Annotated in this window: 25 protein-coding genes; 16 read left to right on the forward strand and 9 right to left on the reverse strand. The window is 61.7% G+C overall.

The window, feature by feature from the left end:
- Positions 1-60 precede the first annotated feature (60 nt).
- The 9 genes from GHK62_RS16130 to GHK62_RS16170 all read left to right on the forward strand — a co-directional run bounded on the left by GHK62_RS16130 (position 61) and on the right by GHK62_RS16170 (position 10,878).
- Positions 61-969, forward strand: coding sequence for a carbohydrate ABC transporter permease (locus GHK62_RS16130; RefSeq protein ID WP_153440177.1), 909 nt, complete (start codon positions 61-63; stop codon positions 967-969).
- A gap of 25 nt (positions 970-994) precedes the next feature.
- On the forward strand, positions 995-1,906 hold the full coding sequence (locus GHK62_RS16135) for a carbohydrate ABC transporter permease (RefSeq protein ID WP_283064930.1): 912 nt from the start codon (positions 995-997) through the stop codon (positions 1,904-1,906).
- Between the two features lie 6 nt (positions 1,907-1,912).
- A complete protein-coding gene (locus tag GHK62_RS16140) occupies positions 1,913-2,998 on the forward strand; it encodes an ABC transporter ATP-binding protein (RefSeq protein WP_153440178.1) in 1,086 nt (361 codons plus the stop codon).
- A 96-nt stretch (positions 2,999-3,094) separates the two neighbouring features.
- Positions 3,095-5,569: a beta-mannosidase gene (locus tag GHK62_RS16145; RefSeq protein ID WP_153440201.1), complete on the forward strand. Its 2,475-nt coding sequence runs from the start codon at positions 3,095-3,097 to the stop codon at positions 5,567-5,569.
- Positions 5,570-5,574: 5 nt separating this feature from the next.
- Positions 5,575-6,273 (forward strand): D-lyxose/D-mannose family sugar isomerase, encoded by a 699-nt coding sequence (locus GHK62_RS16150; protein ID WP_153440179.1) that lies wholly within the window; start codon positions 5,575-5,577, stop codon positions 6,271-6,273.
- Between the two features lie 58 nt (positions 6,274-6,331).
- On the forward strand, positions 6,332-7,093 hold the full coding sequence (locus GHK62_RS16155; protein ID WP_153440180.1) for a sugar phosphate isomerase/epimerase family protein: 762 nt from the start codon (positions 6,332-6,334) through the stop codon (positions 7,091-7,093).
- Positions 7,094-7,108: 15 nt separating this feature from the next.
- Entirely contained in the window at positions 7,109-8,245 is a 1,137-nt protein-coding gene (locus GHK62_RS16160; protein ID WP_153440181.1) for a Gfo/Idh/MocA family protein, read from the forward strand.
- Between the two features lie 203 nt (positions 8,246-8,448).
- The gene (gene mgrA / locus GHK62_RS16165; RefSeq protein WP_153440182.1) at positions 8,449-9,477 is read left to right on the forward strand and encodes an L-glyceraldehyde 3-phosphate reductase; all 1,029 of its coding nucleotides are present in this window, start codon (positions 8,449-8,451) and stop codon (positions 9,475-9,477) included.
- Positions 9,478-9,771: 294 nt separating this feature from the next.
- Positions 9,772-10,878, forward strand: a complete 1,107-nt coding sequence (locus GHK62_RS16170; RefSeq protein ID WP_153440183.1) for a TRAP transporter substrate-binding protein — start codon at positions 9,772-9,774, stop codon at positions 10,876-10,878.
- Between the two features lie 315 nt (positions 10,879-11,193).
- On the opposite strand, the gene GHK62_RS16175 is transcribed toward GHK62_RS16170, so the two are convergent.
- The gene (locus GHK62_RS16175) at positions 11,194-12,987 is read right to left on the reverse strand and encodes a TRAP transporter large permease (RefSeq protein ID WP_153440184.1); all 1,794 of its coding nucleotides are present in this window, start codon (positions 12,985-12,987) and stop codon (positions 11,194-11,196) included.
- Positions 12,984-13,559, reverse strand: coding sequence for a TRAP transporter small permease subunit (locus GHK62_RS16180; RefSeq protein WP_153440185.1), 576 nt, complete (start codon positions 13,557-13,559; stop codon positions 12,984-12,986). Before GHK62_RS16180 ends, GHK62_RS16175 begins: the two co-directional genes overlap by 4 nt.
- A 475-nt stretch (positions 13,560-14,034) precedes the next feature.
- Between GHK62_RS16180 and GHK62_RS16185 the strand changes: the two genes are divergently transcribed.
- Both GHK62_RS16185 and GHK62_RS16190 read left to right on the forward strand, forming a co-directional pair.
- On the forward strand, positions 14,035-15,657 hold the full coding sequence (locus tag GHK62_RS16185) for a glycoside hydrolase family 43 protein (protein ID WP_153440186.1): 1,623 nt from the start codon (positions 14,035-14,037) through the stop codon (positions 15,655-15,657).
- Positions 15,658-15,786: 129 nt separating this feature from the next.
- Complete coding sequence (locus tag GHK62_RS16190; protein WP_153440187.1) at positions 15,787-16,155, forward strand: RcnB family protein; 369 nt, start codon at positions 15,787-15,789, stop codon at positions 16,153-16,155.
- A gap of 111 nt (positions 16,156-16,266) precedes the next feature.
- On the opposite strand, the gene znuA is transcribed toward GHK62_RS16190, so the two are convergent.
- Positions 16,267-17,289 carry a zinc ABC transporter substrate-binding protein ZnuA gene (gene znuA, locus GHK62_RS16195; RefSeq protein ID WP_153440188.1) on the reverse strand — a complete coding sequence of 341 codons (1,023 nt, stop codon included), beginning with the start codon at positions 17,287-17,289 and terminating at the stop codon, positions 16,267-16,269.
- Positions 17,290-17,440: 151 nt separating this feature from the next.
- Between znuA and GHK62_RS16200 the strand changes: the two genes are divergently transcribed.
- From GHK62_RS16200 to GHK62_RS16210, 3 genes are read left to right on the forward strand one after another with little or no spacing between them, the layout of a single operon-like run.
- Positions 17,441-18,349, forward strand: coding sequence for an ATP-binding cassette domain-containing protein (locus GHK62_RS16200; protein ID WP_153440189.1), 909 nt, complete (start codon positions 17,441-17,443; stop codon positions 18,347-18,349).
- Positions 18,342-19,169: a zinc ABC transporter permease subunit ZnuB gene (gene znuB / locus GHK62_RS16205; RefSeq protein ID WP_153440190.1), complete on the forward strand. Its 828-nt coding sequence runs from the start codon at positions 18,342-18,344 to the stop codon at positions 19,167-19,169. Before GHK62_RS16200 ends, znuB begins: the two co-directional genes overlap by 8 nt.
- Positions 19,169-19,567 carry a Fur family transcriptional regulator gene (locus tag GHK62_RS16210; RefSeq protein WP_153440191.1) on the forward strand — a complete coding sequence of 133 codons (399 nt, stop codon included), beginning with the start codon at positions 19,169-19,171 and terminating at the stop codon, positions 19,565-19,567. The genes znuB and GHK62_RS16210 overlap by 1 nt, the downstream gene beginning before the upstream one ends.
- 18 nt (positions 19,568-19,585) lie before the next feature.
- Here the strand turns inward: GHK62_RS16210 and GHK62_RS16215 are convergent, their stop codons facing one another.
- The 4 genes from GHK62_RS16215 to GHK62_RS16230 form a co-directional block, all read right to left on the reverse strand.
- Positions 19,586-20,116, reverse strand: coding sequence for a gamma carbonic anhydrase family protein (locus GHK62_RS16215; RefSeq protein ID WP_153440192.1), 531 nt, complete (start codon positions 20,114-20,116; stop codon positions 19,586-19,588).
- 10 nt (positions 20,117-20,126) lie between these two features.
- Entirely contained in the window at positions 20,127-20,816 is a 690-nt protein-coding gene (locus GHK62_RS16220) for a fumarylacetoacetate hydrolase family protein (protein WP_380785535.1), read from the reverse strand.
- Positions 20,817-21,101: 285 nt separating this feature from the next.
- Entirely contained in the window at positions 21,102-21,308 is a 207-nt protein-coding gene (locus GHK62_RS16225) for a hypothetical protein (protein WP_136510096.1), read from the reverse strand.
- A gap of 308 nt (positions 21,309-21,616) precedes the next feature.
- Complete coding sequence (locus GHK62_RS16230) at positions 21,617-21,856, reverse strand: DUF982 domain-containing protein (protein ID WP_153440194.1); 240 nt, start codon at positions 21,854-21,856, stop codon at positions 21,617-21,619.
- Between the two features lie 417 nt (positions 21,857-22,273).
- Between GHK62_RS16230 and GHK62_RS16235 the strand changes: the two genes are divergently transcribed.
- Positions 22,274-22,735 (forward strand): DUF4174 domain-containing protein, encoded by a 462-nt coding sequence (locus GHK62_RS16235; protein ID WP_153440195.1) that lies wholly within the window; start codon positions 22,274-22,276, stop codon positions 22,733-22,735.
- Here the strand turns inward: GHK62_RS16235 and GHK62_RS34320 are convergent.
- Entirely contained in the window at positions 22,713-23,135 is a 423-nt protein-coding gene (locus GHK62_RS34320) for a hypothetical protein (protein WP_234886916.1), read from the reverse strand. The two genes, GHK62_RS16235 and GHK62_RS34320, sit on opposite strands and share 23 nt — an antisense overlap.
- Positions 23,136-23,408: 273 nt before the next feature.
- Here GHK62_RS34320 and dusA point away from each other — a divergent pair, with 273 nt between their 5' ends.
- Positions 23,409-24,548, forward strand: a complete 1,140-nt coding sequence (dusA, locus tag GHK62_RS16245; protein ID WP_153440196.1) for a tRNA dihydrouridine(20/20a) synthase DusA — start codon at positions 23,409-23,411, stop codon at positions 24,546-24,548.
- A gap of 123 nt (positions 24,549-24,671) precedes the next feature.
- Here dusA and GHK62_RS16250 read toward each other — a convergent pair.
- Positions 24,672-25,617 (reverse strand): IS630 family transposase gene (locus GHK62_RS16250; protein WP_167528167.1). Its coding sequence is split into 2 segments (ribosomal slippage): positions 24,672-25,277 and positions 25,279-25,617, totalling 945 coding nucleotides; the frame shifts between segments, so codons are not numbered across the junction.
- Positions 25,618-25,677 lie beyond the last annotated feature (60 nt).

Consider the following 25,677-nt stretch of genomic DNA (forward strand, 5'->3'; position numbering starts at 1 on the left):
GGTGGCGTTTTTCGCCGCGAGTACCGCCCATCGAAACATTGCAGTTCCGGAGGAGCAAACATGACAGGCCAAACACGCGGCTCGGCTCGCCCGAATCAGTGGTTGCGGAACCTGAATGCGAAGATCGCCTCTATTCCGATGATCCTGACAGCCGTGGTCATCTTCGTCGGCGGCACCGCCTGGACGGTTCTCTATTCCTTCACCAACTCGAAGCTGCTGCCACGGCTTTCGTTCGTCGGCCTCGACCAATATGAGCGGCTATGGGCGGCACCGCGTTGGCTCATCTCGATCGAGAATCTTGCCATCTACGGATTTTTCTCGCTGATTTTCAGCCTCGTGATCGGTTTTGTGCTGGCGGCACTGATGGATCAGAAGATCCGGTTCGAAAATACGTTTCGAACGATCATGCTCTATCCATTCGCCCTGTCGTTCATCGTCACGGGCCTGGTCTGGCAATGGCTGCTCAATCCGCAATACGGAATACAGTCGATCGTGCGGTCGCTTGGCTGGACGAACTTCAACTTCGACCCGCTCTATAATTCCGACATCGTCATCTACGGCATTCTGATCGCAGCGCTCTGGCAGGGCACCGGCCTCGTCATGTGCCTGATGCTCGCCGGGTTGCGCGGCATCGACGAAGATATCTGGAAGGCTGCGCGGGTAGACGGCATCCCGATGTGGAAGACGTATGTGCTGGTCATCATCCCGATGATGCGCGGCGTCTTCATCACGACGCTCGTCATCATCGCGAGCGGCATCGTCAAGGTTTACGATCTCGTCGTGGCGCAGACGAGCGGCGGTCCCGGCATCGCCTCCGAAGTGCCCGCCAAATACGTCTACGATTACATGTTCCAGGCCCAGAACCTGGGCCAGGGCTTTGCCGCCTCCACCATGATGCTCGTGACGGTCGCAATCATCATCGTGCCGTGGGCGTATCTGGAATTCGGAGGAGGTCGCAAGCGTGCTTAATCTCGTCGCCAACAACAGCACCGTTATCGAGTATGAAGCGGTTCCCGGCAGGATCACGTCCGGCCCGCGCGGCGCCAAGCCGCGCAGAACGCTCTCGCGCCGCAACATCGTCGTTTACGGCACGTTGTTCGTAGTCGCTCTCTACTATCTGCTGCCGCTCTACGTGATGATCATGACGTCGCTCAAGGGCATGCCGGAGATTCGCATCGGCAACATCTTTGCGCCTCCGATCGAAATCACCTTCGAGCCCTGGGTGAAGGCCTGGGCCCAGGCTTGCACCGGCCTAAATTGCGACGGGCTTTCGCGCGGCTTCTGGAATTCGGTGCGCATCACCGTTCCTTCGGTGATCATCTCGATCGCGGTCGCCTCGGTGAACGGCTACGCGCTGGCGAACTGGCGCTTCAAAGGGGCCGATCTGTTTTTCACCATCCTCATTATCGGCGCCTTCATTCCCTATCAGGTGATGATCTATCCGATTGTGATCGTGCTGAGGGAAATGGGTGTCTACGGGACGCTGACAGGCCTCATCATCGTCCATACGATCTTCGGCATGCCGATCCTGACCCTCCTGTTCCGCAACTATTTCGCCGGCTTGCCCGAGGAGTTGTTCAAGGCGGCGCGTGTCGATGGCGCCGGGTTCTGGACGATCTACTTCAAGATCATGCTGCCGATGTCGCTGCCGATCTTCGTCGTTGCAATGATCCTCCAGGTGACCGGCATCTGGAACGACTTCCTGTTCGGCGTGGTTTTCACGCGGCCGGAGTACTACCCGATGACCGTGCAGCTCAACAACATCGTCAACTCGGTGCAGGGCGTGAAGGAATACAACGTCAACATGGCGGCAACGCTGCTGACCGGCCTCGTGCCGCTGACGATCTACTTCATCTCCGGCCGGCTGTTCGTGCGCGGCATCGCCGCCGGCGCAGTGAAAGGATAAGCAAGCATGACCAGTGTTTCAGTCAGGGACCTGTCGCTGAACTTCGGCGCCGTCACCGTTCTCGACAGGCTCAATCTCGACATCAATCATGGCGAGTTCCTTGTCCTGCTCGGCTCGTCCGGATGCGGCAAGTCCACGCTCTTGAACTGCATCGCCGGCCTGCTTGACGTTTCGGAAGGGCAGATCTTCATCAAGGACCGCAATGTCACATGGGAGGAGCCGAAGGACCGGGGCATCGGCATGGTGTTCCAGTCTTACGCGCTCTACCCGCAGATGTCGGTCGAGAAGAACCTTTCCTTCGGGCTCCAGGTTGCCAGGGTGCCGCAGGCGGAAATCGACAAGCGTGTCGCACGCGCTGCGGAAATCCTGCAGATCCAGCCGCTTCTGAAGCGCAAGCCCGCCGAGCTTTCCGGCGGCCAGCGCCAGCGCGTGGCGATCGGGCGCGCACTTGTGCGTGACGTCGACGTTTTCCTCTTCGACGAGCCCCTGTCGAACCTTGACGCCAAGCTGCGTTCGGAACTGCGCGTCGAAATCAAGCGACTGCACCAGTCTCTCAAGAACACGATGATCTATGTCACCCACGACCAGATTGAGGCGCTAACCTTGGCCGACCGCATCGCCGTCATGAAGGGTGGCGTCATCCAGCAGCTTGCCGATCCGATGACGATCTATAACGCGCCGGAGAACCTCTTCGTCGCCGGCTTTATCGGTTCGCCATCGATGAACTTCTTCCGTGGCGAGGTCGCCGCCAGGGACGGCGGCACCTTCGTGCAGGTCGATGGCGTGGCCTTCGATGTCACCGCCTATCCGGCGCGCGCAGGATTGCAGCCGGGGCAGAAGGTCGTGCTCGGGCTCCGGCCGGAGCACGTCAAGGTCGATGAGGCTGCGGCAGGAGATGCAGCGCATCAGGCTGTCGTCGACATCGAAGAGCCGATGGGCGCCGACAACCTTTTGTGGCTGACCTTGGCCGGCCAATCGATGTCCGTGCGCATCGCCGGCCAGCGGCGCTACAAGCCTGGCACCAACGTGCGCCTTTCCTTCGACATGGGGGTCGCCTCGATTTTCGACGCTGCCAGCGAAAACCGTATTTGAGAGAAGCAATATTTAGCCCGGGCGACGCTGTCCGGGCTCGCAATGAACAAGAATGACGTCGGCCTCGATCGCCGGCCAGTGAATGGATTTGAGGAAATGCCCTCCGAAACCTTGAACCGCGACGCCATCCGCATCGACTTGTCCGGTGACTGGCTGCTTGCATCGACCGACAACAGCCACGCGCTCACCATTGCGCTTCCGGGCGATGTGCACAGCGCGTTGCAGCAGGCGGGCATCATTGCAGATCCCTATGCCGGCCGGAACGAGGCCGAAGTGCAATGGGTCGCGCACAAGGACTGGGTTCTGGAGCGCACGGTCGTCGTCGATGCGGACGATCTCGACGGGTGCTGGTATCTCGATTTCGAAAGCATCGACACGATCGCTTCGGTCTTCGTCAACGATCGATTGGTTCTGCAAGCGGAAAACTGCTTTCGCCGCTATCGCCCCGACGTGTCGAGTGCGCTCGTCGTCGGCGAGAACCGCATCCGCGTCGTGCTGCATTCCTCGATTGCCGAGGGCGCGCGCCGGCAGGCGGCGCAGCCGTTTTACGTGCCGTATCATGATGGGAATTCGCCGATCGCCAACGGCAACATGCTGCGCAAGCCCCAGTGCCACTTCGGCTGGGACTGGAATATCGCCGTCGCGCCGCTCGGCATCTATGGCTCGCTGGCGCTTCGCCGGCTCGAGACGGCGCGCATCGAGCACGTCACCACACGTCAGCTCTGGCTTGCCGACGGATCGGTCGACCTGCAGGTGACCGTCACCCTTTTTGCCCGCGATCCCGGCATCGTACCCATCTATTTCGAGCTCGATGGCGTGCGGGAGCGCCTGGACTGCGCGGTCGCCGCCGGCGAGACGCGGATCACCCACGTCTTCACGGTCGCAAATCCGAGATTGTGGTGGCCGGCAGGCAGCGGCGAGCAGGCGCTTTCCGTGCTTAACGTCGAGCTGCCGGACGAGAGCGTGACGCGCCAGATCGGTTTCCGCACGATCGATCTCGTCACTGACAAGGACGAGGCGGGGAGCCGTTTTGCCTTCCGCATCAACGGCCGCGAAATCTTCTGCCGCGGAGCGAACTGGATCCCGGCGGATGCGCTGGTGTCGCGCGTGACACCGAAAGGAGTCGAGGACCTCCTGCAATCCGCCGTCGACGCCAATATGAACATGATCCGCGTCTGGGGCGGTGGCTTCTACGAGCCCGACTGGTTCTACGATCTCTGCGACCGGCTGGGACTGCTCGTCTGGCAGGACTTCATGTTCGCCTGCAACCTTTATCCGTCGACGCCGGATTTCCTCGACAATGTCGCGGCCGAGGTGGACTTTCAGGTCAAGCGCCTGTCGTCCCACCCGTCGATCGCGCTTTGGTGCGGCGACAACGAACTTGTCGGCGCGCTCACCTGGTTCGAAGAAAGCCGCAAGGACCGCGACCGTTATCTCGTCTCCTATGACCGCCTGAACCGCACGGTCGAGAAAGCGATGAAGGAGGCTTGCCCGGAGGCGATCTGGTGGCCTTCGAGCCCGTCCGTCGGCTACCTCAATTTTGGTGATGCCTGGCACGCGGACGGTGCGGGCGACATGCACTACTGGTCCGTCTGGCACGAGAACAAGTCCTTCGACAATTATCGCACCGTGCGCCCGCGCTTCTGCTCGGAATTCGGTTTTCAGTCCTACACCTCGATGCCGATCGTCCGGCAATTTGCCGAGGCGCGTGACCTCAACATCGCCTCGCCGGTGATGGAGGCGCACCAGAAGAATGCCGGCGGCAATGAGCGGATTGCGGGGACCATGTTCCGCTATTTTCGCTTTCCGAAGGATTTCCCGAGCTTCGTCTATCTGAGCCAGATCCAGCAGGGGCTCGCGATCCGCACTGCCGTCGACTACTGGCGGTCGCTGAAGCCGCACTGCATGGGGACGCTTTATTGGCAGCTCAACGACACCTGGCCCGTCGCTTCCTGGTCGAGTCTGGACTACGGCGGCCACTGGAAGGCCATGCACTACATGGCCCGCCGCTTCTTCCAGCCGGTTGCGGTTGCCGCCATTCCTTCCGCGGACGGCAATGAAATCACCTTCTCGATGGTGAACGACACCGCCGAGATGGTGACGGTCGAACTCGAAACCTTCCTCGTTTCACTCGACGGCGAGCGTCGCCCGCTGGCAGCGGCCGCGGGTTCCTGCGCACCGGACCGCGCCGCCACGCTCGTCACCATCGCAAGCGCCGACGTACCGGAGGGAACGTTGCTCTTCTGGTCGTTCGAAGCCTCCAACGGCATGAGCGGCGAGGGGCATCATGTCCAGGGTACCTACAAGGCGCTCGATCTCTCACCGTCCGGCCTGACGCTGGAGACCGTGCCGCGATTGGACGGCGCCTTCGACGTTATTGTCGAGGCGAGCGGTCTCGCGCTGCACGTGATGGTCGAAGGCGATGTCGAAGGGCGGTATTCCGACAACGCCTTCGATCTGACGGCCGGCGAGACGAAGGTGATCCGCTTCACGCCGAAGGCGCCGCCCGCCGAAGGCATCGTCCCAAGCTTCAGCGCCTACGACCTCGAATCCTGCCAGGGAAAAGGGTGAGCCGGATGAAACGTAGCCACGTCAACGAGATCATCCGCAAAAGTGACGACTTCATGCGCGGCCACGGCTTCGTGCTGCCCCCCTTTGCCTACTGGTCGCCGGAGGAATTGAAGGCGCGCGTCGCGTCCGACAGTCCGACGATCCTGGAGGCGCGGCTCGGTTGGGACATCACCGATTACGGCAAGGGCCGTTTCGATGAATTCGGTCTCGTCCTTTTCACCTTGAGGAACGGTGCCGCAGCCAATCTCGGCACCGGTAAAGGTATGGTCTATGCCGAGAAGCTGATGATTACACGCGCCGGCCAGATCAATCCGCTGCACCGTCATGCGGTGAAGACGGAGGACATCATCAATCGTGGCGGCGGCGCGCTGGTGCTTGAGATGTACAACTCGCTGCCGGACGGCTCGGTCGACGAGGAAAGCGACGTCGAAGTGGCGTGCGATGCACGCCTGCGCCGGCAGAAGGCAGGCGGACTCCTGAAGCTCCAACCGGGCGAGAGCGTCACATTGCTGCCCGGAAACTGGCATGCCTTCTGGGCTGAGGGAGGCGACGTGTTGATGGGCGAGGTCTCGACCGTCAATGACGACCTCACCGACAATTATTTCCGCGAGTCGGTAGGCCGCTTCTCCGCGATCGAGGAGGACGAGCATCCACTCCATCTGCTCGTGTCGGACTACGACAGCTGGCTGAAGCCAACAGGCTGAAACGCCCGAACCTGCTTCCACCAATCCATACCTGCGCACTTAACGAGGAGAATTTTTGATGAAAGACGTCAGCTTCCAACTCTACAGCGCCCGCAATTTTCCGCCGCTCGCCGACGTGCTCGCCGCCGTCGGCAAGGCTGGCTATACTCAGGTCGAGGGCTACGGCGCGCTTTACGCGTCGCTGACCGACGAAGAGGTCGCTGACTTCAAGCGCGGTCTCGAACGCAGCGGCGTCACCATGCCGACGGCGCATTTCGGCATCGACATGCTGGAGCAGGAGCCGGCGAGGGTGCAGCGGATCGCCGATGCGCTTGGCATCCGGGCGATCTACTGCCCTTACCTGATGCCGGACCAGCGCCCGAGCGATGCGGCCGGCTGGCGCGCCTTCGGTGCACGCCTGCAAGCGGCGGGCAAACCTTTCCGGGATGCGGGTCTCGACTTCGGCTGGCATAACCACGACTTCGAATTCCATGCCCTCGCGGATGGCTCCACACCACTGGACCACATCTTCTCCGGCGGCCCGGATCTTTCCTGGGAGGCCGATATCGCCTGGATCGTGCGTGGCGGCGCCGATCCCTTCGCCTGGATCGCGAAATACGGCAGCCGTATCACTGCGGTCCACGTCAAGGATATCGCGCCGAGGGGCGAGAAGGTTGATGAGGACGGCTGGGCCGATGTCGGCCATGGCACGATCGACTGGAAGGGGCTCGTAAAGGCGCTCTCCGCAACCTCGGTGAAATATTTCATCGCCGAACACGACAACCCCAGCGACTTCCGGCGCTTTGCTGAACGTTCGCTGGCTTCCATCCAATCCTATTGAGTGACGGAAAAAAACATGAAGACGAAGGAACTTGGCGTCGGCATCATTGGATGCGGCAACATCTCCACCACCTATTTCAAGCTCGCGCCGCTCTTCAAGGGCATCAGGATGGTCGCGTGCGCCGACATCAACCCGGCAGCGGCCGAGGCACGGGGCGCGGAATATGACGTGACGGCGCAGAGCATCGAAGCGCTGCTGGCCAATCCGGAAGTGGACATCATCGTCAATCTCACGATCCCGGACGCGCATTTTCCCGTTTCGAAGGCGATCCTCGAAGCCGGAAAACATGTCTACTCCGAAAAGCCCCTGGTCCTGACACTGGAGCAGGGCGAGGAACTCAGGGCTGTCGCCAAGGCGAAGGGCCTTACGGTCGGCTGCGCACCGGATACCTTCCTCGGCGGTGCGCACCAACTCGCCCGCGACTACATCGACGCCGGCAAGATCGGCCGCATTACATCGGGAACCTGCCACGTCATGGGCCCCGGCATGGAGATGTGGCATCCGAATCCGGATTTCTTCTTCCTGCCAGGCGGTGGTCCGGTGCTCGATCTCGGACCTTACTACATCGCCAACCTCATCAACCTGATCGGCCCCGTGAAGCGCGTCGCTGCGCTCTCGTCTATGGCCAACGAGACGCGGACGATCACCAGCGCACCGCGCAATGGTGAGGTCATTCCGGTCAAGACGCCGACCAACATCCATGCGCTGCTCGAATTCCAGAACGGCGCGACGATCACGCTTTCGGCAAGCTGGGATGTCTGGTCGCACCGCCATGCCAACATGGAGCTCTATGGCACCGAAGGATCGCTGTTCGTGCCGGACCCCAATTTCTTCGGTGGCGCCGTCGAGGCGAGCGGGCGTGACAAGAACATTCAGCCTCTGGAAATGTGGGAGCATCCCTTTGCGGTCAACAACTGGGATCACCCGGCGGGGCCGATCGCCAACTATCGCACGGCCGGTCTCGCGGACATGGCGAACGCCATTCTCAACGGCCGCGACGCGCGCTGCTCGCTCGACCGCGCGCTTCACGGCGTCGACGTAATGGTGTCGATCCTGAAATCCGGCGAGGAGGGGCGGTTCGTGACGCTTTCGACCACCTGCACGCAGCCGGCCGCACTGGGCATCGAAGAGGCGCAGGCGCTGCTGCGGTAAAGGGGCGAACCCCTCCCCAAACCCTCCCTACAAGGGGGAGGGGCTTGGCGCCTCCGGCACTCGCCTGCCTACTTCCGGCCTTTTGCGTGCGGTCGATGTCGCTGAGACGGAGGAGGGAAGGTGCGGCAGGGTGAGCCGCTCCCCCTTGTGGGGAGGGGTTGGGGAGGGGTATCAAGCGCCATCCGAAACGAAGGAACATCGACATGGCCTGGCAACCGGCGGAAAACCGATACGAGAAGATGAAATACAATCGCTGCGGCAAGAGCGGGCTGAAGCTGCCAGCGATCTCGCTCGGCCTGTGGCACAATTTCGGCGGCGACACGCCGCACGAGCGTAAGATCGACATGTGCCGTACGGCCTTCGATCTCGGCATCACCCATTTCGACCTCGCCAACAACTACGGTCCGCCGCCTGGATCGGCTGAAACTGCCTTTGGCGAGATCATGCGCACCGACTTCGCCAATTTGCGCGACGAACTGATCATCTCCTCCAAGGCCGGTTACGACATGTGGCCGGGACCCTATGGCGAATGGGGCAGCCGCAAATATCTGATCGCTTCCTGCGACCAGAGCCTGAAGCGGATGGGCCTCGACTACGTCGACATCTTCTATTCCCACCGCTTCGATCCGGACACACCGCTCGAAGAGACCTGCGGCGCGCTCGACCACATCGTCCGTTCGGGCAGGGCGCTCTGTGTCGGCATCTCGTCCTATAATTCGCAGCGCACCCGCGAAGCGGCGGCGATCCTTAAGGATCTCGGAACGCCGTGCCTGATCCACCAGCCGAGCTATTCCATGCTCAACCGCTGGGTCGAGGACGACGGGCTCATCGATACGCTCGAAGATCTAGGCATCGGCTCGATCGTCTTCTCGCCGCTTGCCCAGGGCATGCTGACGACGAAGTACCTAAACGGGATCCCCGAGGATAGTCGCGCGGCCCAGAACCACTTCCTCAAGAAGGATTTCATCCGTCCGGCGATCATCGACAACATCCGCAAGCTGAACGGCATTGCGGACCGCCGTGGCCAGACTCTGGCGCAGATGGCGCTTGCCTGGGTGCTGCGCGGCGGCCGTATTACGTCGGCTCTGATCGGCGCCAGCCGGTCCGGGCAGATTATCGATTGCGTCAAGGCGCTCGAGAACGACAGCTTCACGACGGAAGAACTCGCCGAGATCGATCTCTATGCGCGCGAGGCCGATATCAACCTCTGGGCCAAGTCGGCGGAGCTCTAAACAGAGCGAATTCATTGATTTGCCTCGATTTTAGGCAATATTGACTTATCTCCGGCGCCTTAGACAAAAGTCGAAGAAGGCGCCGGAAAACCGCTGCTGGACATGCAATTGTGAATATGTATGGTGCAGTGGTGCCGGTCCCGCCTGCCAGATGTTTCCTGTGCGCGGCCGGCAAAACGAGGAGGTATGAGCTCTCCCGACGCTCTGGAGCGGACCGAGGAAAGGGCTCAACGAACGGTGTCGCAGGCGCGCGATTGCGCCTGTAGCCGTCATGGCGGGAAATAGGGAGGTATTATGGATCGCCGTTCATTCATCAAACACGCGAGCATCGGCGGCCTGGGTGCGGCTGCCGCCACGGCGCTCGCATCGCCGGCCATCGCGCAGGCAAATCCGAAGATCAACTGGCGCATGGCCTCGTCGTTCCCGAAGTCGCTCGACACGATCTACGGCGGCGGTGAAGTGCTGTCGAAATACGTCTCCGAAGCGACGGACGGCAATTTCCAGATCCAGGTTTTCGCGGCCGGCGAAATCGTTCCCGGTCTGCAGGCCGCTGACGCCGCCGCTGCCGGAACCGTCGAAGCCTGCCACACGGTTGCCTATTACTACTGGGGCAAGGACCCGACCTGGGCACTCGGCGCTGCCGTGCCCTTCGCGCTCAACGCGCGCGGCATGAACGCCTGGCATCATCACGGCGGCGGCATCGACCTCTTCAACGAGTTCCTCGCCACCCAGGGCCTCATCGGCTTCCCGGGCGGAAACACCGGCGTCCAGATGGGCGGCTGGTTCCGCAAGGAGATCAAGACTGTTGCGGACATGCAGGGTCTGAAGATGCGTATCGGCGGTTTCGCCGGTAAGGTCGTCGAAAAGCTCGGCGTCGTGCCGCAGCAGATCGCCGGCGGCGATATCTATCCGGCTCTCGAAAAGGGCACGATTGACGCCGCAGAGTGGGTCGGTCCGTACGATGACGAAAAGCTCGGCTTCTACAAGGTTGCGCCGTACTACTACTATCCCGGCTGGTGGGAAGGCGGCCCGACGGTGCACGCCATGTTCAACAAGGCGGCTTTCGAAGGCCTGCCGAAGAACTACCAGTCGCTGCTTCGCACCGCCTGCCAGGCTACCGACGCGAACATGCTGCAGAAGTACGATTATCTGAATCCGTCTGCGATCAAGCGTCTGGTGGCTGCCGGCGCAAAGCTCAGCCCGTTCAGCCCGGAAATCCTGTCCGCCTGCTTCGACAAGTCGAACGAAGTCTATGCGGAGATGGAAGCATCGAACCCGACCTTCAAGAAGATCTGGGATTCGATCAAGGCCTTCCGCGCCGAGTACTATCTCAACGCGCAGATTGCCGAATACAACTACGACACCTTCATGATGATCCAGCAGCGGAACGGTAAGGTCTGAGCTGCTCTCGCAATCGTAGAAGCGAAAAACCCCGGGGCTTGGCTCCGGGGTATTTCTTTGGCGTCTCGAAATATCGGCGCCATGCTACTGCATGTTTCCTTAAACCAGCCGATTTTCAAAAACATGCAGCAGTTCAAAGTACTACAGGCCCTTTGCGCGTCTGATAACGCGCGGCTGTAGGACAGGCTCCGCCGGACTCATTCGCGACCGCGGGGCGCGATGGCAGACGAAAAAAGCCCCCGAATGCCACTTCGACATTCGGGGCCTCGTTGTTGCGGTCGGCCTGCCGGGAGATGGTCAGGCCGGATTGCTTCATCAGTTGAACTTAGGCGGTGCGCTGAGATCGGTCGCCGGCTTGTTTTGCTGAGCGGGCGCGTTGTTCGGCTGCGCCGGCTGCTGACCGTTGTCGAGCGGACTGCCGCCCGGAAGTTGCAGGCCGCCCGGAAGGCCGAGGCCGCCGCCATTGTCCGGGAGCGTCAGTCCGCCGCCACCCGTTCCGAAGCCCGGCACCTCGATCTTGATGGTGGACGGATCCACGGCCGCGCCGCTTCCCTTGTAGTGCATGACCATCTGCGGGAACATGATCGTCAGCGCTACCATGAGGATCTGGATACCGACGAAAGGCACGGCACCCCAATAGATCTGGCCGGTGGTGACCGGTTGGGTGATCTTGCCGGTCACCTTGTCGAGGTATGGCACCCTGGCTGCGACCGAGCGCAGGTAGAAGAGCGCGAAGCCGAAGGGCGGATGCATGAAGCTCGTCTGCATGTTGATGCCGAGCAGCACGCCGAACCAGATGAGGTCGATCCCGAGCTTGTCGGCCGCCGGTGCGAGCAGCGGCACGATGATGAAGGCGAGCTCGAAGAAATCGAGGAAGAATGCCAGGAAGAAGACCAGCAGGTTGACCGCGATCAGGAAGCCGACTTCGCCTCCCGGCATCGCCGTCAGCAGATGTTCCACCCAGATGTGCCCGTTGACGCCATAGAAGGTCAGCGAGAAGACGCGCGCGCCGATCAGGATGAACAGCACGAAGGCGGAAAGGCGCGTCGTGGCGGTCAACGCCCCGCGTACGACATCGAGAGTAAGACGACCCTTGGCGGCCGCCATGATCAGGGCGCCGACCGCGCCCATCGCTCCGCCTTCCGTCGGCGTCGCGATGCCGAGGAAGATCGTGCCGAGCACCAGGAAGATCAGCGCAAGCGGTGGGATCAGGACGATGATGACCTGCTGGGCTAACCGGGACAGCGCATTGATCTTGAACGCGCGGTCGATGAGCGCGACGACATAGATGAACGCGACGCCGACCGTCGCCCCGAGGATGTCCGCGTTTTCGCCCTGCGTCGGCGAAAGGTAGACGTGGGCGGCGTAGGCGATGCCAGCCGCCACGACGAGGGCGACGATAAGCGACGCGACGCCCGAGCCTAGCGTTCGGGCTTCAAGCGGCAGTGCCGGCATCGAGTCGCGTTTCAGGAATGACATGAGCAGGACGTAACCCATGTACAGGCCCGTCAGCACGAGGCCCGGGATGAGGGCGCCGGCATACATGTCGCCGACAGAGCGGCCGAGCTGGTCGGCAAGGACGATCAACACGAGCGAGGGCGGGATGATCTGGGCGAGCGTGCCGGAGGCCGCGATCACCCCGGACGCCACGCGCCGGTCGTAGCCGTAGCGCAGCATGATCGGCAGCGAGATCAGCCCCATTGCGATGACCGAGGCGGCAACCACGCCGGTGGTTGCCGCAAGCAGAGCGCCGACGAAGATGACCGCATAGGCAAGACCGCCGCGGACGGGACCGAAGAGCTGGCCGATCGTGTCGAGCAGATCCTCGGCCATGCCGGATTTCTCGAGCACGATGCCCATGAAGGTAAAGAAGGGGATGGCGAGCAACGTGTCGTTGGACATCACCCCCCAGAACCGTTCCGGCAGCGCGTTGAGCAGCGGCCAGGAGAGGTTGATCGAATCCGAAAGCGGCGCGAGTTCCACGCCGATAATGAAGAACAGGAGACCGTTGGCGGCAAGCGAAAAGGCGACAGGGTAACCCAGCATCAGGAACACGATCAGCGACACGAACATGATCGGCGCCAGGTTTTCAGCAATGAACTCAATCATGGGCGCACCTCCGGCCCCACGGCTTCGTCAAGCGGCGCATGCGTCGGCACATAGGGGGTGGGATCGTCCATATTTCCCGTCATGACGGCGATTTTCTTGATGATTTCCGAAACACCCTGCAGGGCCAGCAGCACGAAGCCGATGAGCAGGATGGCTTTTGCCGGCCAGATGATGAGGCCGCCTGCGCTCGAGGAGACTTCGCCCGACACATAGGACATCCGGACGTAAGGGACGAGATAATAGAGCATGAGCAGCACGAACGGCATCAGGAAGAAGACGTGACCGAAGAGGTCGATCCAGTGCTGCACACGGCGCGAGAAACTGCCGTAGACGACGTCGATGCGGATGTGTTCGTTCTGGCTGAGCGTATAGGCGGCGGCGAACATGAAGGCGGCGCCGAAGAGATACCACTGTGCCTCGAGCCAGGCATTCGACGACATGTTGAAGATTTTTCGGATGACGGCATTGCCCGCGCTGACGAGCACGGCGACCAGAATGAGCCAGCCGACCGCCTTGCCGATATTCTCGGTGACAGTGTCGATCAACCGACTGAAGCCGAGTAACGGTTTCATCAAGTTCCTCCCCGCAATGGCTGTTTTTATCTTTCGCCAAGCACAGTCACAGTGCCGATTTCAAGCCTCCTTTCAAGTCCGAAGCCCAATTTTCCGGGATAGCGAGATCGTCTCAGACGAAAGTCGAATACGGGGCGGGAGGAAATGCCCAAGACTTAGGCAGGGCGCGCCGCGATCGCTGTTTTCTCCACAAGTTGCGCTCCACGGAATGGTCATCGGTCTGCTTCATGCTTAAGCCGATTCGGGAGTAAGACCATTTTGACCTGCTCCTCCCGCACCGGTAACGGCGTGACGGGGTCTTGAAACGCTTCGGAGTTTCAGGCTGGATGCGCTCGCCAAGAATCTAGAGAGGGATGAGGAAAAGTGTGCGCGGTTTTCCGCCCGCATCCCGCTCTAACTTATTAGAATCGATCACGTTTATGATTTTGGGTCGATTCGACCCAAAATCATCGTGATCCAAGGGAAGAGGCAAGCCATGGTCGCGACTATCCGCAACCCGATCCTTCCGGGCTTCAACCCGGATCCGTCGATCTGCCGGGTCGGCGACGATTATTACATCGCCACGTCGACTTTCGAATGGTATCCGGGCGTGCAGATCCACCATTCACGCGATCTCGTGAACTGGCGACTCGTGCGCCGGCCGCTGGAGCGAGCCAGCCAGCTCGACATGCGCGGCAACCCGGATAGCTGCGGCATCTGGGCGCCGTGCCTGTCCTATTCGGACGGACTGTTCTGGCTGGTCTATACCGACGTCAAGCGCTTCGACGGCAATTTCAAGGACGCGCACAACTACATCGTCACGGCGGAAGCGGTGGAGGCGACCTGGTCCGATCCAGTGTACGTCAATTCGTCCGGCTTTGACCCCTCGCTCTTCCATGACGACGACGGCCGCAAGTGGTTCCTCAACATGCAGTGGAACCACCGCACCGAGAGCTTCGGCGGGGCGCCGAAGAGTCCGGCTTTCGACGGGATTCTCCTGCAGGAGTGGGACGAGCGTACTCGCCGGCTCGTCGGACCGGTCAAGAACATTTTCGCCGGCAGCTCACTCGGTCTGGTCGAGGGCCCGCATCTCTTCAAGCGCAACGGCTGGTACTATCTGACGGTCGCGGAAGGTGGCACCGGCTATGATCATGCGGTGACGATGGCGCGTTCGCGCACCATCGACGGCCCCTACGAGATGCACCCGAACACCCACCTCATTACCTCGAAGAATCATCCCGAAGCCGCGCTGCAGCGGGCGGGGCACGGGCAATATGTCGAGACGCCGGACGGGCAGGCCTACCATACCCATCTCTGCGGACGCCCGCTGCCGCCGAAGCGGCGCTGCACCCTCGGCCGCGAGACGGCGCTGCAGAAATGCGTCTGGCGCGAGGATGGCTGGCTGTACCTCGAAAACGGCGGCGCGGTCCCTGACGTCACCGTCCCGGCGCCGGCAGACACTAGCGTCGTCGCGCAGCCAGACGTGGTCGAGACCGATTTCGACGAGGGCGCGCTTCCTTTCGAGTTCCAGTGGCTGCGCACGCCTGTGGCCGATCGCATCTTTTCACTGACGTGGCGGGAAGGGCACCTCCGGCTCTTCGGCCGGGAAAGCATCGGCAGCTGGTTCGAACAAGCACTGGTGGCGCGGCGGCAGGAGCACCATTCCTTCCGGGCTGAGACCGTTGTCGAATTTGCGCCAGAGACTTACCAGCAGGTGGCCGGCCTGACGCATTACTACAATCGGCACAAGTTCCACGCTTTGGGCGTGACCTGGCACGAAAAGCTCGGACGGGTCGTCACCATTCTCTCGTGCCCCGGCGATTTTCCGCATGGCCGTCTGGAGTTTCCGGCAGGCAGCGGCGTCGCGGTGCCGGAGGGACCCATCCATCTGGCGATGGAGGTGCGTGACAACGACCTCCAGTTCTATTGGCGGGCGACGGAGCGGGACACATGGCAGGCAATCGGCCCTGTGCTTGACGCGGGCGTCGTTTCCGACGAGGGCGGACGTGGCGAGCATGGCTCGTTCACCGGCGCCTTCGCCGGCATGTTCGCCTTCGACACCTCGGGCAACGCATTGCCGGCCGATTTCGATCATTTTCGTTATCAGGCGCTTATGTAAGTGAATTCACTTTATAAGGAAACGATCATAAAGGACGGTTATCATTGCATATTTGTAATCCAATGTTTCATCTTCGGTTCAGCAAGTGAACCGTAGTTTCGAGGGGCAGACAACGAAAGGAAGCCCCTCATGAAACGTCTCATCATTGCCCTGGTCGCCAGTTCCCTCCTGGCAAGCCCCATGGCTTTCGCCCAGCCTTCCGGATCTTTGGAGGTTGCGCAGGCGCATGACCGGTACCGGTCCAAGTCTGTCGACCGCCACGTATATAAGCATGTCGACAAGACCGTAGAAAAGCGCGTGATCGTCAAGAAGCATCGCTGGGCGCGTGGCCATCGCTTGAGCCCGGCAGAGCGTCGCCATATTGCCTATGTCCGTGACTACCGGCGCTACAAGCTGCGCACGCCGCCACGCGGCCAGCAATGGGTGCGCGTCGACAACGATTTCCTCCTGATCAGCCTTGCGACCGGCGTGATCGTCGGGCTTGCCGCCGCGCACTGATCCCCAGCAGTTTGAAGAGGCGGCGGCCTGTCGGCCGCCACCTTCTCGGGCGACGAGAGGAGATGAAAGGCGAGCATCGAGAACCTACCTCGCCGCCATGGGAGGGAGACGTCAGCTCGCAGAAGCGAGGCAGGATTTCAGCGAAGTGCCGATGTTCTCCATCAGCTGGAAATAGAGGTCCGGCCCTGCGTCGAGCGTTGCCGCCTCTGGGTCGAGCGTTCCGGATTTCGCGGGGGTGCCCTCGATGACGACATTGATCAGCTTCGGCTCGAACTGCGATTCGGCGAAAACGCAGGTCGCGCCCAGTTCCTTGATCTTGGCGCGGATCTCGGAAAGCCGCTCGGCGCCGGGAAGGACTTCAGGGCTGACGGTAATGGAGCCGGCGACGCGCACCTTGTAGCGATGCTCGAAATACTGGTAGGCGTCGTGGAAGACGACGAAAGGCTTGTCCCGGACCGGTGCCACCGTCTCGGCGAGGTTTTTGTCCAGTGCATCCAGCCGCTGGTTGAGCTTTTCGAGGTTGGCCTCGTAGGCGGCGGCGTTTTTCGGATCGGTTTCGGCGAGCGCCTTTTCGATCTCGGCAGCCATCGCCTTGGCGTTGATCGGGTCGAGCCACACATGCATGTCGAACTCGCCCTCGTCATGGTGATGCTCATGATCGTTAGCCGGCTCCTGTTCGTCGGCGTGCTCCTCATGTTCGTGGCCGTCATGGGCGGCTTCTTCTGCACCGTGACCGTGGCCTTCATGACCTTCTTCGTCGTGCGCGTGTGCCTCGAATGCACCGCCCTCCCGGAACTTCAGCTTTTCAAGGCCTGGCGCTTCGCTGAGTTCCACCACCTTGGCGCCGCTGCCGAGCGCTTCGAGCGGCTTGTCCAGGAAAGCTTCGAGCCCGTGGCCAACCCAGAACACCACCTTGGCCTCCTGCAATGCCGCGGCATTCGAGGGTTTCATGTTGTAGGTGTGCGGCGATGCGCCGCCCTCGACGATCAGCGACGGTTCGCCGACTCCCTCCATGATTGATGCTACCAGCGAGTGGACGGGCTTGATGGAAGCCACCACATTGGGTCCATCCGCAAAGGCTGGAGAGGAGAGAAGGACTGTGGATACAAAGAGCAGGGCAGGCGTCGATTTCATCGGGGTCTCCGAGCTTTACAGGTTCAAAATCTTAGGCAGCCTTTGCGCATCGGCGTTGCGTATGGCCGCCATGTAATGTTATTACATCAATTGCGTTATGCTATAACGTGTGCGATAGCCAATGGCAACCCCATCAGTCCGGAACTTTTTGATGCTGAATTACCGATCGCCAGAAACGGGGCCGCTCGTCAGCCTCAATAACGCCGGGGTCCGCCGGAACGGGCGATGGCTCGTGCGCGGCGTCGAGTTTTCGATCAGCCGTGGCGAAATCGTCACCCTGATCGGGCCGAACGGCTCGGGCAAATCGACGACGGCGAAGACCGCGATCGGCGTGCTGAAGCCGGACGAGGGGTATGTGGAGCGCGTCGCTGGGCTCAAGGTCGGCTATGTGCCCCAGAAGCTCGCCGTCGACTGGACGTTGCCCTTGACGGTCGATCGGCTGATGACGTTGACGGGTCCCTTGAAGGGCCGTGAGATCGAGGAGGCGCTCGCCGCGACCGGAATGCTCCACATGGCGAAAGCCGAAGTGCAGCATCTTTCGGGTGGCGAGTTCCAGCGGGCGCTGCTCGCCCGCGCGATCGCGCGCAAGCCCGATCTGCTCGTTCTCGACGAGCCGGTCCAGGGCGTCGACTTCTCCGGTGAAATCGCTCTTTACGAACTCATCAAACAGATTCGCAATCGCACCGACTGCGGCATTCTGCTGATCTCGCATGATCTCCATATCGTCATGGCGGAAACTGATACGGTCGTCTGCCTCAACGGCCATGTTTGCTGCCGCGGCACGCCGCAGGCGGTGAGCCGCAGCCCGGAATATCTGAAGCTGTTCGGTCGGCGGGCAGCGGGCACACTTGCGGTCTACAGCCACCATCACGACCATACGCACTTGCCGGACGGCCGCGTGTTGCATGCCGACGGCAGCATCACGGAAAGCTGTTTCCCGGGCGATGGGCATCATCACCACGAGGAAACCGAGGACGTGCACGACCACGATCCGGACTGCGGCTGCGGTCATCACACGCGGCTCCAGGGTTTCGAAAAGGCGGAGAAGCGTGATGCTTGACGATTTTTTCATCCGCGCGCTCGTTGCCGGAATCGGCATCGCCATGGTCGCCGGGCCGCTCGGCTGCTTCGTCATCTGGCGGCGCATGGCCTATTTCGGCGACACCATGGCGCATTCGGCACTGCTCGGCGTCGCGCTGTCGCTGCTCCTCGAACTCAACCTGATGGTCAGCGTCTTCATCGTCGCCTCTGTCGTCTCACTGCTGCTGCTCTTCCTGCAGAAACGCGGTGCGCTGTCGACGGACGCGCTGCTCGGCATCCTCTCGCATTCGGCACTCTCGATCGGCCTCGTCATCGTCGCCTTCATGACCTGGGTCCGGATCGATCTCGTCGGCTTTCTCTTCGGTGATATCCTCGCTGTGTCCGAGGCCGACATCGACATCATCTGGGGCGGCGGCATTCTGGTGATCTTCGCGCTCGTCTATCTCTGGCGGCCTCTGCTTGCCTCGACCGTCAATCCGGAACTGGCGGAAGCCGAAGGCCTGCAGCCGGAGAGGGCACGGCTCTTCTTCATGCTGCTGATGGCACTGGTGATCGCCATCGCCATGAAGATCGTCGGTATCCTGTTGATCACGTCGCTTCTGATCATCCCGGCGGCGACCGCCCGCCGCTTTGCCGGCTCGCCGGAAATCATGGCCGTTCTCGCCTCGCTGATCGGCGCGCTCGCCGTCGCCGGCGGCCTTTTTGGCTCGCTTCGCTTCGACACGCCGTCGGGACCGTCTATTGTGGTTGCGGCGCTGGCGCTGTTCGTGCTGAGTCTGGTGCCGGTCGGCAAGAGACTCGAAAGCGCATCACATTCTTCGCATGGAGGGCATCATTGATGGGCACGCCGCAACTGACGAAAAACCAGTCGCTGGTGATGGGAGCGCTGGCCCATTCGGAAGGCCCGATGAGCGCCTATACCATTCTCGACAAGCTGCGCGACCAGGGTTTTCGCGCGCCGCTGCAGGTCTATCGGGCGCTCGACAAGCTGCTCGAATACGGTCTGGTCCACCGGCTTGAAAGCCTGAACGCCTTCGTGGCCTGCACCTGCCCACATGAGCACGAGCATGATCGCGGCGTCACCGCCTTCACCATCTGCGAGGGCTGCGGTCAGGTGACGGAGTTCCACGACGAGGCGATCGAGGACAGGCTTTCGGCGCTCGTGCGCGCGCAGAGCTTCAAGACCGAAAAGACGACGATCGAGATCCGCGGCCACTGCAAGAGCTGCGCCGCGTGATTTTCAACGGCGTGAGCGTCAGTCCAGCCGCTTGAGTTGGGCGGCATAGCGCTGCCAGTTCTTCACATAGTGTTCGGCGGAACGCTTCAGCCTCTCGACTGCGGCGTCATCGAGGGTGCGGATCGCCTTGGCTGGCGCACCGACAATCAGCGAATTGTCGGGAAACTGCTTGCCTTCGGTGATGAGTGCATTGGCGCCCACAAGGCAGTTCCTGCCGATTTGCGCACCATTCAGGACCGTCGCGCCCATGCCGATCAGAGTATTGTCGCCGATCGAGCAGCCGTGGATGATCGCCCGGTGGCCGATGGTGCAACCTTCTCCGATCGTCGTCGGAAAACCCGGATCGACATGGATGATGACAGCTTCCTGTATGTTCGTCCGCGCGCCGATGCGGATCAGCTCGTTGTCGCCACGCAGTGTCGCGCCGAACCAGATGCCGACATCCTCGCCGATTTCCACCTGGCCGATGATATTGGCGTCCGGCGCTATCCAGTAGCTGCCTTCCGCAGGCGTTTGCGGCTGCAGCGATCCGAGTGCGAAGAGCGGCATGCGGTGTTCCTTAGATCACGGTGACGGAGAGTGCGGCGACACCATCGGCGCCGCAGGTGACGACGTCGCCACGCTGGATCGGGCCGACGCCTGCGGGCGTTCCGGTCATGATGACATCGCCCGGCGCGAGCGTGAAGGTCGTTGAAAGCTCGGCGATGATCTCGGGCACCTTCCAGATCATCTGGGCGAGATCGCCCTGCTGGCGCGTTTCGCCGTTGACCTTCAGCCAGATATTGCCGTTGCTCGGATGGCCGATCGCTTCGGCCGGCACGATCTCCGAGACCGGTGCGGAGTGCTCGAAGGCTTTGGCCGCCGTCCAGGGCTTGCCGGCCTTCTTGGCTTCCGCCTGCAGGTCACGGCGCGTGAAATCGATGCCGACGGCGTATCCATAGACGTGGTTCAACGCCTCGTCGGCGGGAATGTCGGCGCCGCCGCTGCGCAGGGCGACGATCAGTTCCACCTCGTGGTGGACATCGGAAGAGCGCGGCGGGTAGGGGAAGTTCTCGCCCGGCGGCAACAGGTTGTCCGGGTTCTTCTGGAAGAAGAAGGGCGGTTCGCGGTCGGGATCATGTCCCATCTCGATCGCGTGGGCGGCGTAGTTGCGGCCGACGCAATAGACGCGCCGGACCGGAAATCCCACGAGGCTGCCGGAAATCGGCAGCAGCACGGGCGGCGAGGGCGGTATGACTGTTTCCAAGATCGTCCCTTCTCCTGCATGATTCCTCAAATCGGAATCGATTTGAGGATAAAATCATGCAGCGGCTCAAAGTGCTACAGCGACCTTCGCGCGTCTCAAAAGACGCGCGGCGCTGTAGCTACCGTGATCAACCCGGCGGCGAATAACGATGCCGAGCCGCCGAGACGCCACGGGCTTTGCGTATCGAAGACACGCAGAGCTGTGGCGAATCTGAAGCTGGACGTTAGCAGCCCGAAGGGCGGCCGCAAAAGGCAAAGTTATGCCGATGGTTCGACACGGCGGCTGCAATCAGGCGCAGCGCACATAGGCTTTAAGCTGGTCACGTGTCAGAAACCGGCCGTCCGAGCGCGAGTTGAGCTCCGGATGGCTGTATTCGAGGCTGGGTACTTCGGGAAGTTCAAGGGCCTGTCGGACTGTCATGATGCCGATGTCCTTGCGGCCGCTTTCGCGCTTCATGCTGACTTCGACTATGCGATAGAGATGGCTCTCGCTCATGCTGGCTCTCCCGTCTTATTTTTCCCCTTGGTGTGGACTAAAGCTCTCCGAAATTGGTTTTTGTGAGGCACCTCAGAATATAGCGGCAAGAAATGAAGGCTTCGCGACAGAAATCGGGCAGTTTCGCGAAGATTTCTGTGTCATTTCGAGATGCGCGGGAACGAAAAAGTAGTACATTTACGCCTGCGGTCGCTTCGGTCGGAAACTAATCTATGGGCTGACAGGCCAGGCTCCGGTTACCGCGGAAACAAAGAACAACGTCTTCGCCAATTCGCGCGATATCGTGCGTAACGCCGCGCGCCGGTGCCTCAATGTGTCTCTAGATGCGCCTCTTTGGCGGCGGAGATAAAGAGCTTGCGAGCTTCCTCAACGGTACGGCGACCGTCGATTGCGGCGCGGCAGGCGCTGCGGGCGGCGACGTAGTTGGGTCCACGGTGGGGCCACTGGCCCGCCAGGCACCTCAGCGCGTCGGACGGTCCCTTGACCGTACGCACGTCGTTACCGGTCAATCCAAGCTCGATGGGATGGCTCCACAACACTTGATGCATGCTTCTCCTCCTTGAGATCATGAACAACAACGTCGTCAGGTGGGCCCGGGTTCCGTACTCCTCGGACACGCACGTCCATCGCATGCTTCCTTAAATCCGAGCCGGTTCAAGGATAAAACATGCAGCAATTCAAAGTGCTACAGCGCCGCGTCTGCCGGACGCGCGGGCGCTGAAGGCCAAGCGCTTCAATGTAGCGCAGGAATTACGATTTGTCCGCTCTTTTGCGGAGCTTCTCCCGCCGGGGAACCAATCGGGCTGCACGTGGGTTTCGCTCCCGTAAGAGCTCTGAGGGGAGCGGACGGACGATTGCCCCGGACGTTGGCGAACCGGAGGTGAAATCCCTGACGAGTTCATCGTGATCGATCGCGCGCCGTGTTGGGAGGGCGCGACGGTCTTCTGTCGTGTTAGGAAGGAACAATGTGGACAAAATCGCTGGTGGCCGAAATTCTTGGTGAGCCTTCGCTGTCGCAATACGCCGGCAGCAGCCTCGCCCAGTTCGAATGGAAGAATCGCGTCATCGTCATCTTCTCAGATCTGACAAACGAGAAAGCCGCGCGTCAGGAGAAGCTGCTGCTTGAAAAACACCGCGATCTTGCGCGTCACGATGTCGTCGTCCTGCGTGTCAGGGACGGCTGCGCCGTACCCCTGTATGGAGCCGGCGGTGACCTCGATGCACGCCAGATCCGCGAGGACCTCGACGTCAACGAGGTTCGCGAATTCACCGTTGTGGTGGTGGGGAAGGACGGATCGGTGAGACTTCACGCGAACGAGCCTAAAAGGCCGGCAGAACTCTTCGCGCTGTTCAGGGGCGGCGCCGCGCCGTCGAGTCAGGACGCAGGAGCTCGCCCGCGGCAGGTCAATGCAACGTCTTTGAAATAGGCAGTCCGACCGAGGCTCCTTCCCGCATTTGGGCATCGACGCGCCTTGCCGTCGCATAGTCCTCGGTGAGTTCCAGTAAAGCCAGCGCGATCTCCTGCCACGTCCAGCCTTCGCTCTCGGCCACGGCGATCAGTAGCTGGAAATCGTCACCCATGGCGCGTTGGCATTCGAGATCGCGGTCGCGATGATCGGGGCAAATGTTTTGTGCAAGTGCTTTAGTCATCGTACTTCCTCGTTCCGAAAAACAACTCCGGGAGTATTCGGGTGGTTCCATCACGGTGAATGCTTTTGCTGGAGAATACGTGATCGATGCCGAGATGGTTTCAGCCGTTGTGTGGTTGGAGGCGTTCGCCGCACCGAGAGCATTGATGTGCTGGAGGGGTGACTGTTTGCCGATCACGGAGCGGGCTGCTGGAGCGACTAGGGGCGGCGCGCTCTCGCATTATGCGCACGCGCGCGCTATAAGGGCTCGGCCTGCTGCAGGATCCCTCAAATCGGAATCGATTTGAGGATAAATCATGCAGGAATTCAAAATGCTATAGCGATCTTTGCTTGTCTTGAAAGGCGCGCGGCGCTGTAGTTCTGCACTGCCGCTCCGATATGGCGCCGGCCGCGAGGCGTGGCGCCGGAGGGCGTTATGCGAACCCGAGAGACGTGAGAAAGTTTGCCGCCAATGGGTGAAAATCCGGGAAATTCCCGATACTTCAAGGCGCCGGTATTCGCCGTGGCGCCGATGATCGACTGGACCGACCGGCACTACCGCTTTTTCGCGCGGCAGCTCTCGCGCCACGCGCTGCTTTACACGGAGATGATCGTCGCCGACGCGATCCTGCGGGGCGATCGTGAGAGACTGCTTGGCTACCACACCTCGGAGAACCCGGTCGCCTTGCAGCTTGGCGGCAATGATCCGGCGAAGTTGGCGGAGGCCGCCCGGATCGGCGAAGGCTTCGGCTACGACGAGATCAACATGAATGTCGGCTGCCCGTCAGATCGGGTGCAGTCGGGCACTTTTGGCGCCTGCCTGATGCAGGAGCCTGCGCTCGTTGCCGAATGCGTCGCGGCGATGAAGGCGGCCGTCAAAATCCCCGTCACCGTCAAGTGCCGCATCGGCGTCGATGACCAGGATCCAGAGCAGGCGCTGCGCGACCTTGTCGCGCGCGTCAAGGATGCCGGCGCGGATGCCGTCTGGGTGCATGCGCGCAAGGCCTGGCTGCAAGGGCTGAGCCCCCGCGAAAACCGCGAGATCCCGCCGCTCGACTATGGCCTCGTGCATCGGCTGAAGGCGGAGAATCCGAATCTTTTCATCGGCCTCAACGGCGGTCTTCAGACTCTGGATCAGGCGCTTTCGCATCTGGATTGTCGCCTTTTGCCGCCGGGCATACCCGTCAAGCCTGCGGTCGAAGCCGGAAACGGGCCGGCCCTCGACGGCGTCATGCTCGGCCGTGCCGCCTATCATGACAGCGGCCTGCTGACCGCCGCCGACCGCTACTTCGCCCATCCGCTGACGGGCGCCGCGCCCGAGCCGATAGAGCCGCAAGCCTTCAATGATCGTGATCATCGCCTGTCGCACGATTTCTGGGCCGGCGTCCGCGACGCCATGGCGGATTACGCCGCGGCCCATATCGCGAATGGCGGCAGGCTGGTCCACGTCACCCGGCACATGGTCGGCCTGTTCCAGGGCTGGCCCGGCGCCCGGCGCTACCGCCAACTCCTCTCCGCCGACGCCACCCGAAAGGGCGCCGGCCCTGAGGTGATCCACGCCGCCTTCGACGCCGTGTTCGAGGCCGCAACGGCTCGGCAGGCGGCGGAGTAGGGTACGGCGGCGGTCTCGCAGTCGCTCGTTCTTCTGTCAGTCACAGGGGTCCTCGACGCGCCCAGGTGCCGCTTGGGCGCGAGAAGTGCTTAGGCTGACCCATCAGGCTAGAGTCTGTCAGACCTACGTTGAAACGTATCCTGCATGCCTGAGATAGGCGGCGCATTCGTGCGGGCTGAACGCCTTGAGAGCTTCGCCGACGCGCCGCCATGTCGCCTCGACGCTACGCTCGTCGGCCTTGCGCAGCAGGGTCTTGAGTTTGGCGAACATCATCTCGATCGGATTGAGGTCGGGGCTGTAGGGCGGCAGGAAGAACAGATGGGCGCCGGCGTCGCGGATGGCGCTGCGCGCCGGCTTGCCCTTGTGGCTGCCGAGATTGTCGAGGATGACGATATCCCCGGGGTTGAGGGTTGGCGCCAGGCATTGCTCGACCCAGGCGGTGAAGGCAATGCCGTTGATCGGGCCGTCGAGCACGAAGGGTGCGACGATGCGGTCGTGACGCAGCCCGGCGAGGAAGGTCAGCGTCTTCCAATGGCCATGCGGTATTCTGGCGATCAGCGGCTGGCCGCGCTGACACCAGCCGCGGCTGCGCGTCATGTTGGTTTTGACCCAGGTTTCGTCAACGAACACCAGGCGGCGCGGATCAAGTCGATGTTGATGGGTCTTCCAGCGGCTTCGGAAGCGCGCCACCTTCGGCCTGTCCTGCTCGCTGGCGATCAGCGTTTTTTTTAAATGTCTTGCCTTCGCGGCGCAGAAACCGCCAAACGGTGTCATGCGAGACATCGATCCCGGCCGCCTTCAGATCGGCGGCAAGCGCCCGCACCGTCCAATCGGTTTTGGCCGCCAGTCGGCGGTGAACCTCATCGGCCGCCGCGCCCCGCAGCATGGGTTTGACATGGCCCCCCATCTTGGCCGGCGCCAAACCGCGGCCGGACCGGTCGAGCTGGCCGATCCGCACCGCCGTCGCCGCCGATATCCCAAAGCGCAAGGCGGCCGCCCGCACCGTCATGCCTCCGGCCAAAGCGGCGGCGACGCGCTGGCGTAAATCAAGAGAAAGAGGTCGCGCCATCATTGCTGGCCTCCTCACCAGCAATGATCTTGAATCACAATCCCAACAAAAAGGGAATCC

Origin of the sequence: Sinorhizobium terangae (genome assembly GCF_009601505.1) — a bacterium.
Taxonomy (GTDB): Bacteria; Pseudomonadota; Alphaproteobacteria; order Rhizobiales; family Rhizobiaceae; genus Sinorhizobium; species Sinorhizobium terangae.

Coding starts and splice junctions, on each gene's coding strand:
- GHK62_RS16150 (WP_153440179.1), top strand. CDS start 5,575: ATGAAACGTAGCCACGTCAACGAGATCATCCGCAAAAGTGACGACTTC.
- GHK62_RS16230 (WP_153440194.1), bottom strand. CDS start 21,856: ATGCATCAAGTGTTGTGGAGCCATCCCATCGAGCTTGGATTGACCGGT.
- GHK62_RS16215 (WP_153440192.1), bottom strand. CDS start 20,116: ATGCCGCTCTTCGCACTCGGATCGCTGCAGCCGCAAACGCCTGCGGAA.
- znuB (WP_153440190.1), top strand. CDS start 18,342: ATGCTTGACGATTTTTTCATCCGCGCGCTCGTTGCCGGAATCGGCATC.
- GHK62_RS16145 (WP_153440201.1), top strand. CDS start 3,095: ATGCCCTCCGAAACCTTGAACCGCGACGCCATCCGCATCGACTTGTCC.
- dusA (WP_153440196.1), top strand. CDS start 23,409: ATGGGTGAAAATCCGGGAAATTCCCGATACTTCAAGGCGCCGGTATTC.
- GHK62_RS16235 (WP_153440195.1), top strand. CDS start 22,274: ATGTGGACAAAATCGCTGGTGGCCGAAATTCTTGGTGAGCCTTCGCTG.
- mgrA (WP_153440182.1), top strand. CDS start 8,449: ATGGCCTGGCAACCGGCGGAAAACCGATACGAGAAGATGAAATACAAT.
- GHK62_RS16190 (WP_153440187.1), top strand. CDS start 15,787: ATGAAACGTCTCATCATTGCCCTGGTCGCCAGTTCCCTCCTGGCAAGC.
- GHK62_RS16185 (WP_153440186.1), top strand. CDS start 14,035: ATGGTCGCGACTATCCGCAACCCGATCCTTCCGGGCTTCAACCCGGAT.
- GHK62_RS16200 (WP_153440189.1), top strand. CDS start 17,441: ATGCTGAATTACCGATCGCCAGAAACGGGGCCGCTCGTCAGCCTCAAT.
- GHK62_RS16170 (WP_153440183.1), top strand. CDS start 9,772: ATGGATCGCCGTTCATTCATCAAACACGCGAGCATCGGCGGCCTGGGT.
- GHK62_RS16175 (WP_153440184.1), bottom strand. CDS start 12,987: ATGATTGAGTTCATTGCTGAAAACCTGGCGCCGATCATGTTCGTGTCG.
- znuA (WP_153440188.1), bottom strand. CDS start 17,289: ATGAAATCGACGCCTGCCCTGCTCTTTGTATCCACAGTCCTTCTCTCC.
- GHK62_RS16160 (WP_153440181.1), top strand. CDS start 7,109: ATGAAGACGAAGGAACTTGGCGTCGGCATCATTGGATGCGGCAACATC.
- GHK62_RS16140 (WP_153440178.1), top strand. CDS start 1,913: ATGACCAGTGTTTCAGTCAGGGACCTGTCGCTGAACTTCGGCGCCGTC.
- GHK62_RS16225 (WP_136510096.1), bottom strand. CDS start 21,308: ATGAGCGAGAGCCATCTCTATCGCATAGTCGAAGTCAGCATGAAGCGC.
- GHK62_RS16130 (WP_153440177.1), top strand. CDS start 61: ATGACAGGCCAAACACGCGGCTCGGCTCGCCCGAATCAGTGGTTGCGG.
- GHK62_RS16210 (WP_153440191.1), top strand. CDS start 19,169: ATGGGCACGCCGCAACTGACGAAAAACCAGTCGCTGGTGATGGGAGCG.
- GHK62_RS16180 (WP_153440185.1), bottom strand. CDS start 13,559: ATGAAACCGTTACTCGGCTTCAGTCGGTTGATCGACACTGTCACCGAG.
- GHK62_RS16155 (WP_153440180.1), top strand. CDS start 6,332: ATGAAAGACGTCAGCTTCCAACTCTACAGCGCCCGCAATTTTCCGCCG.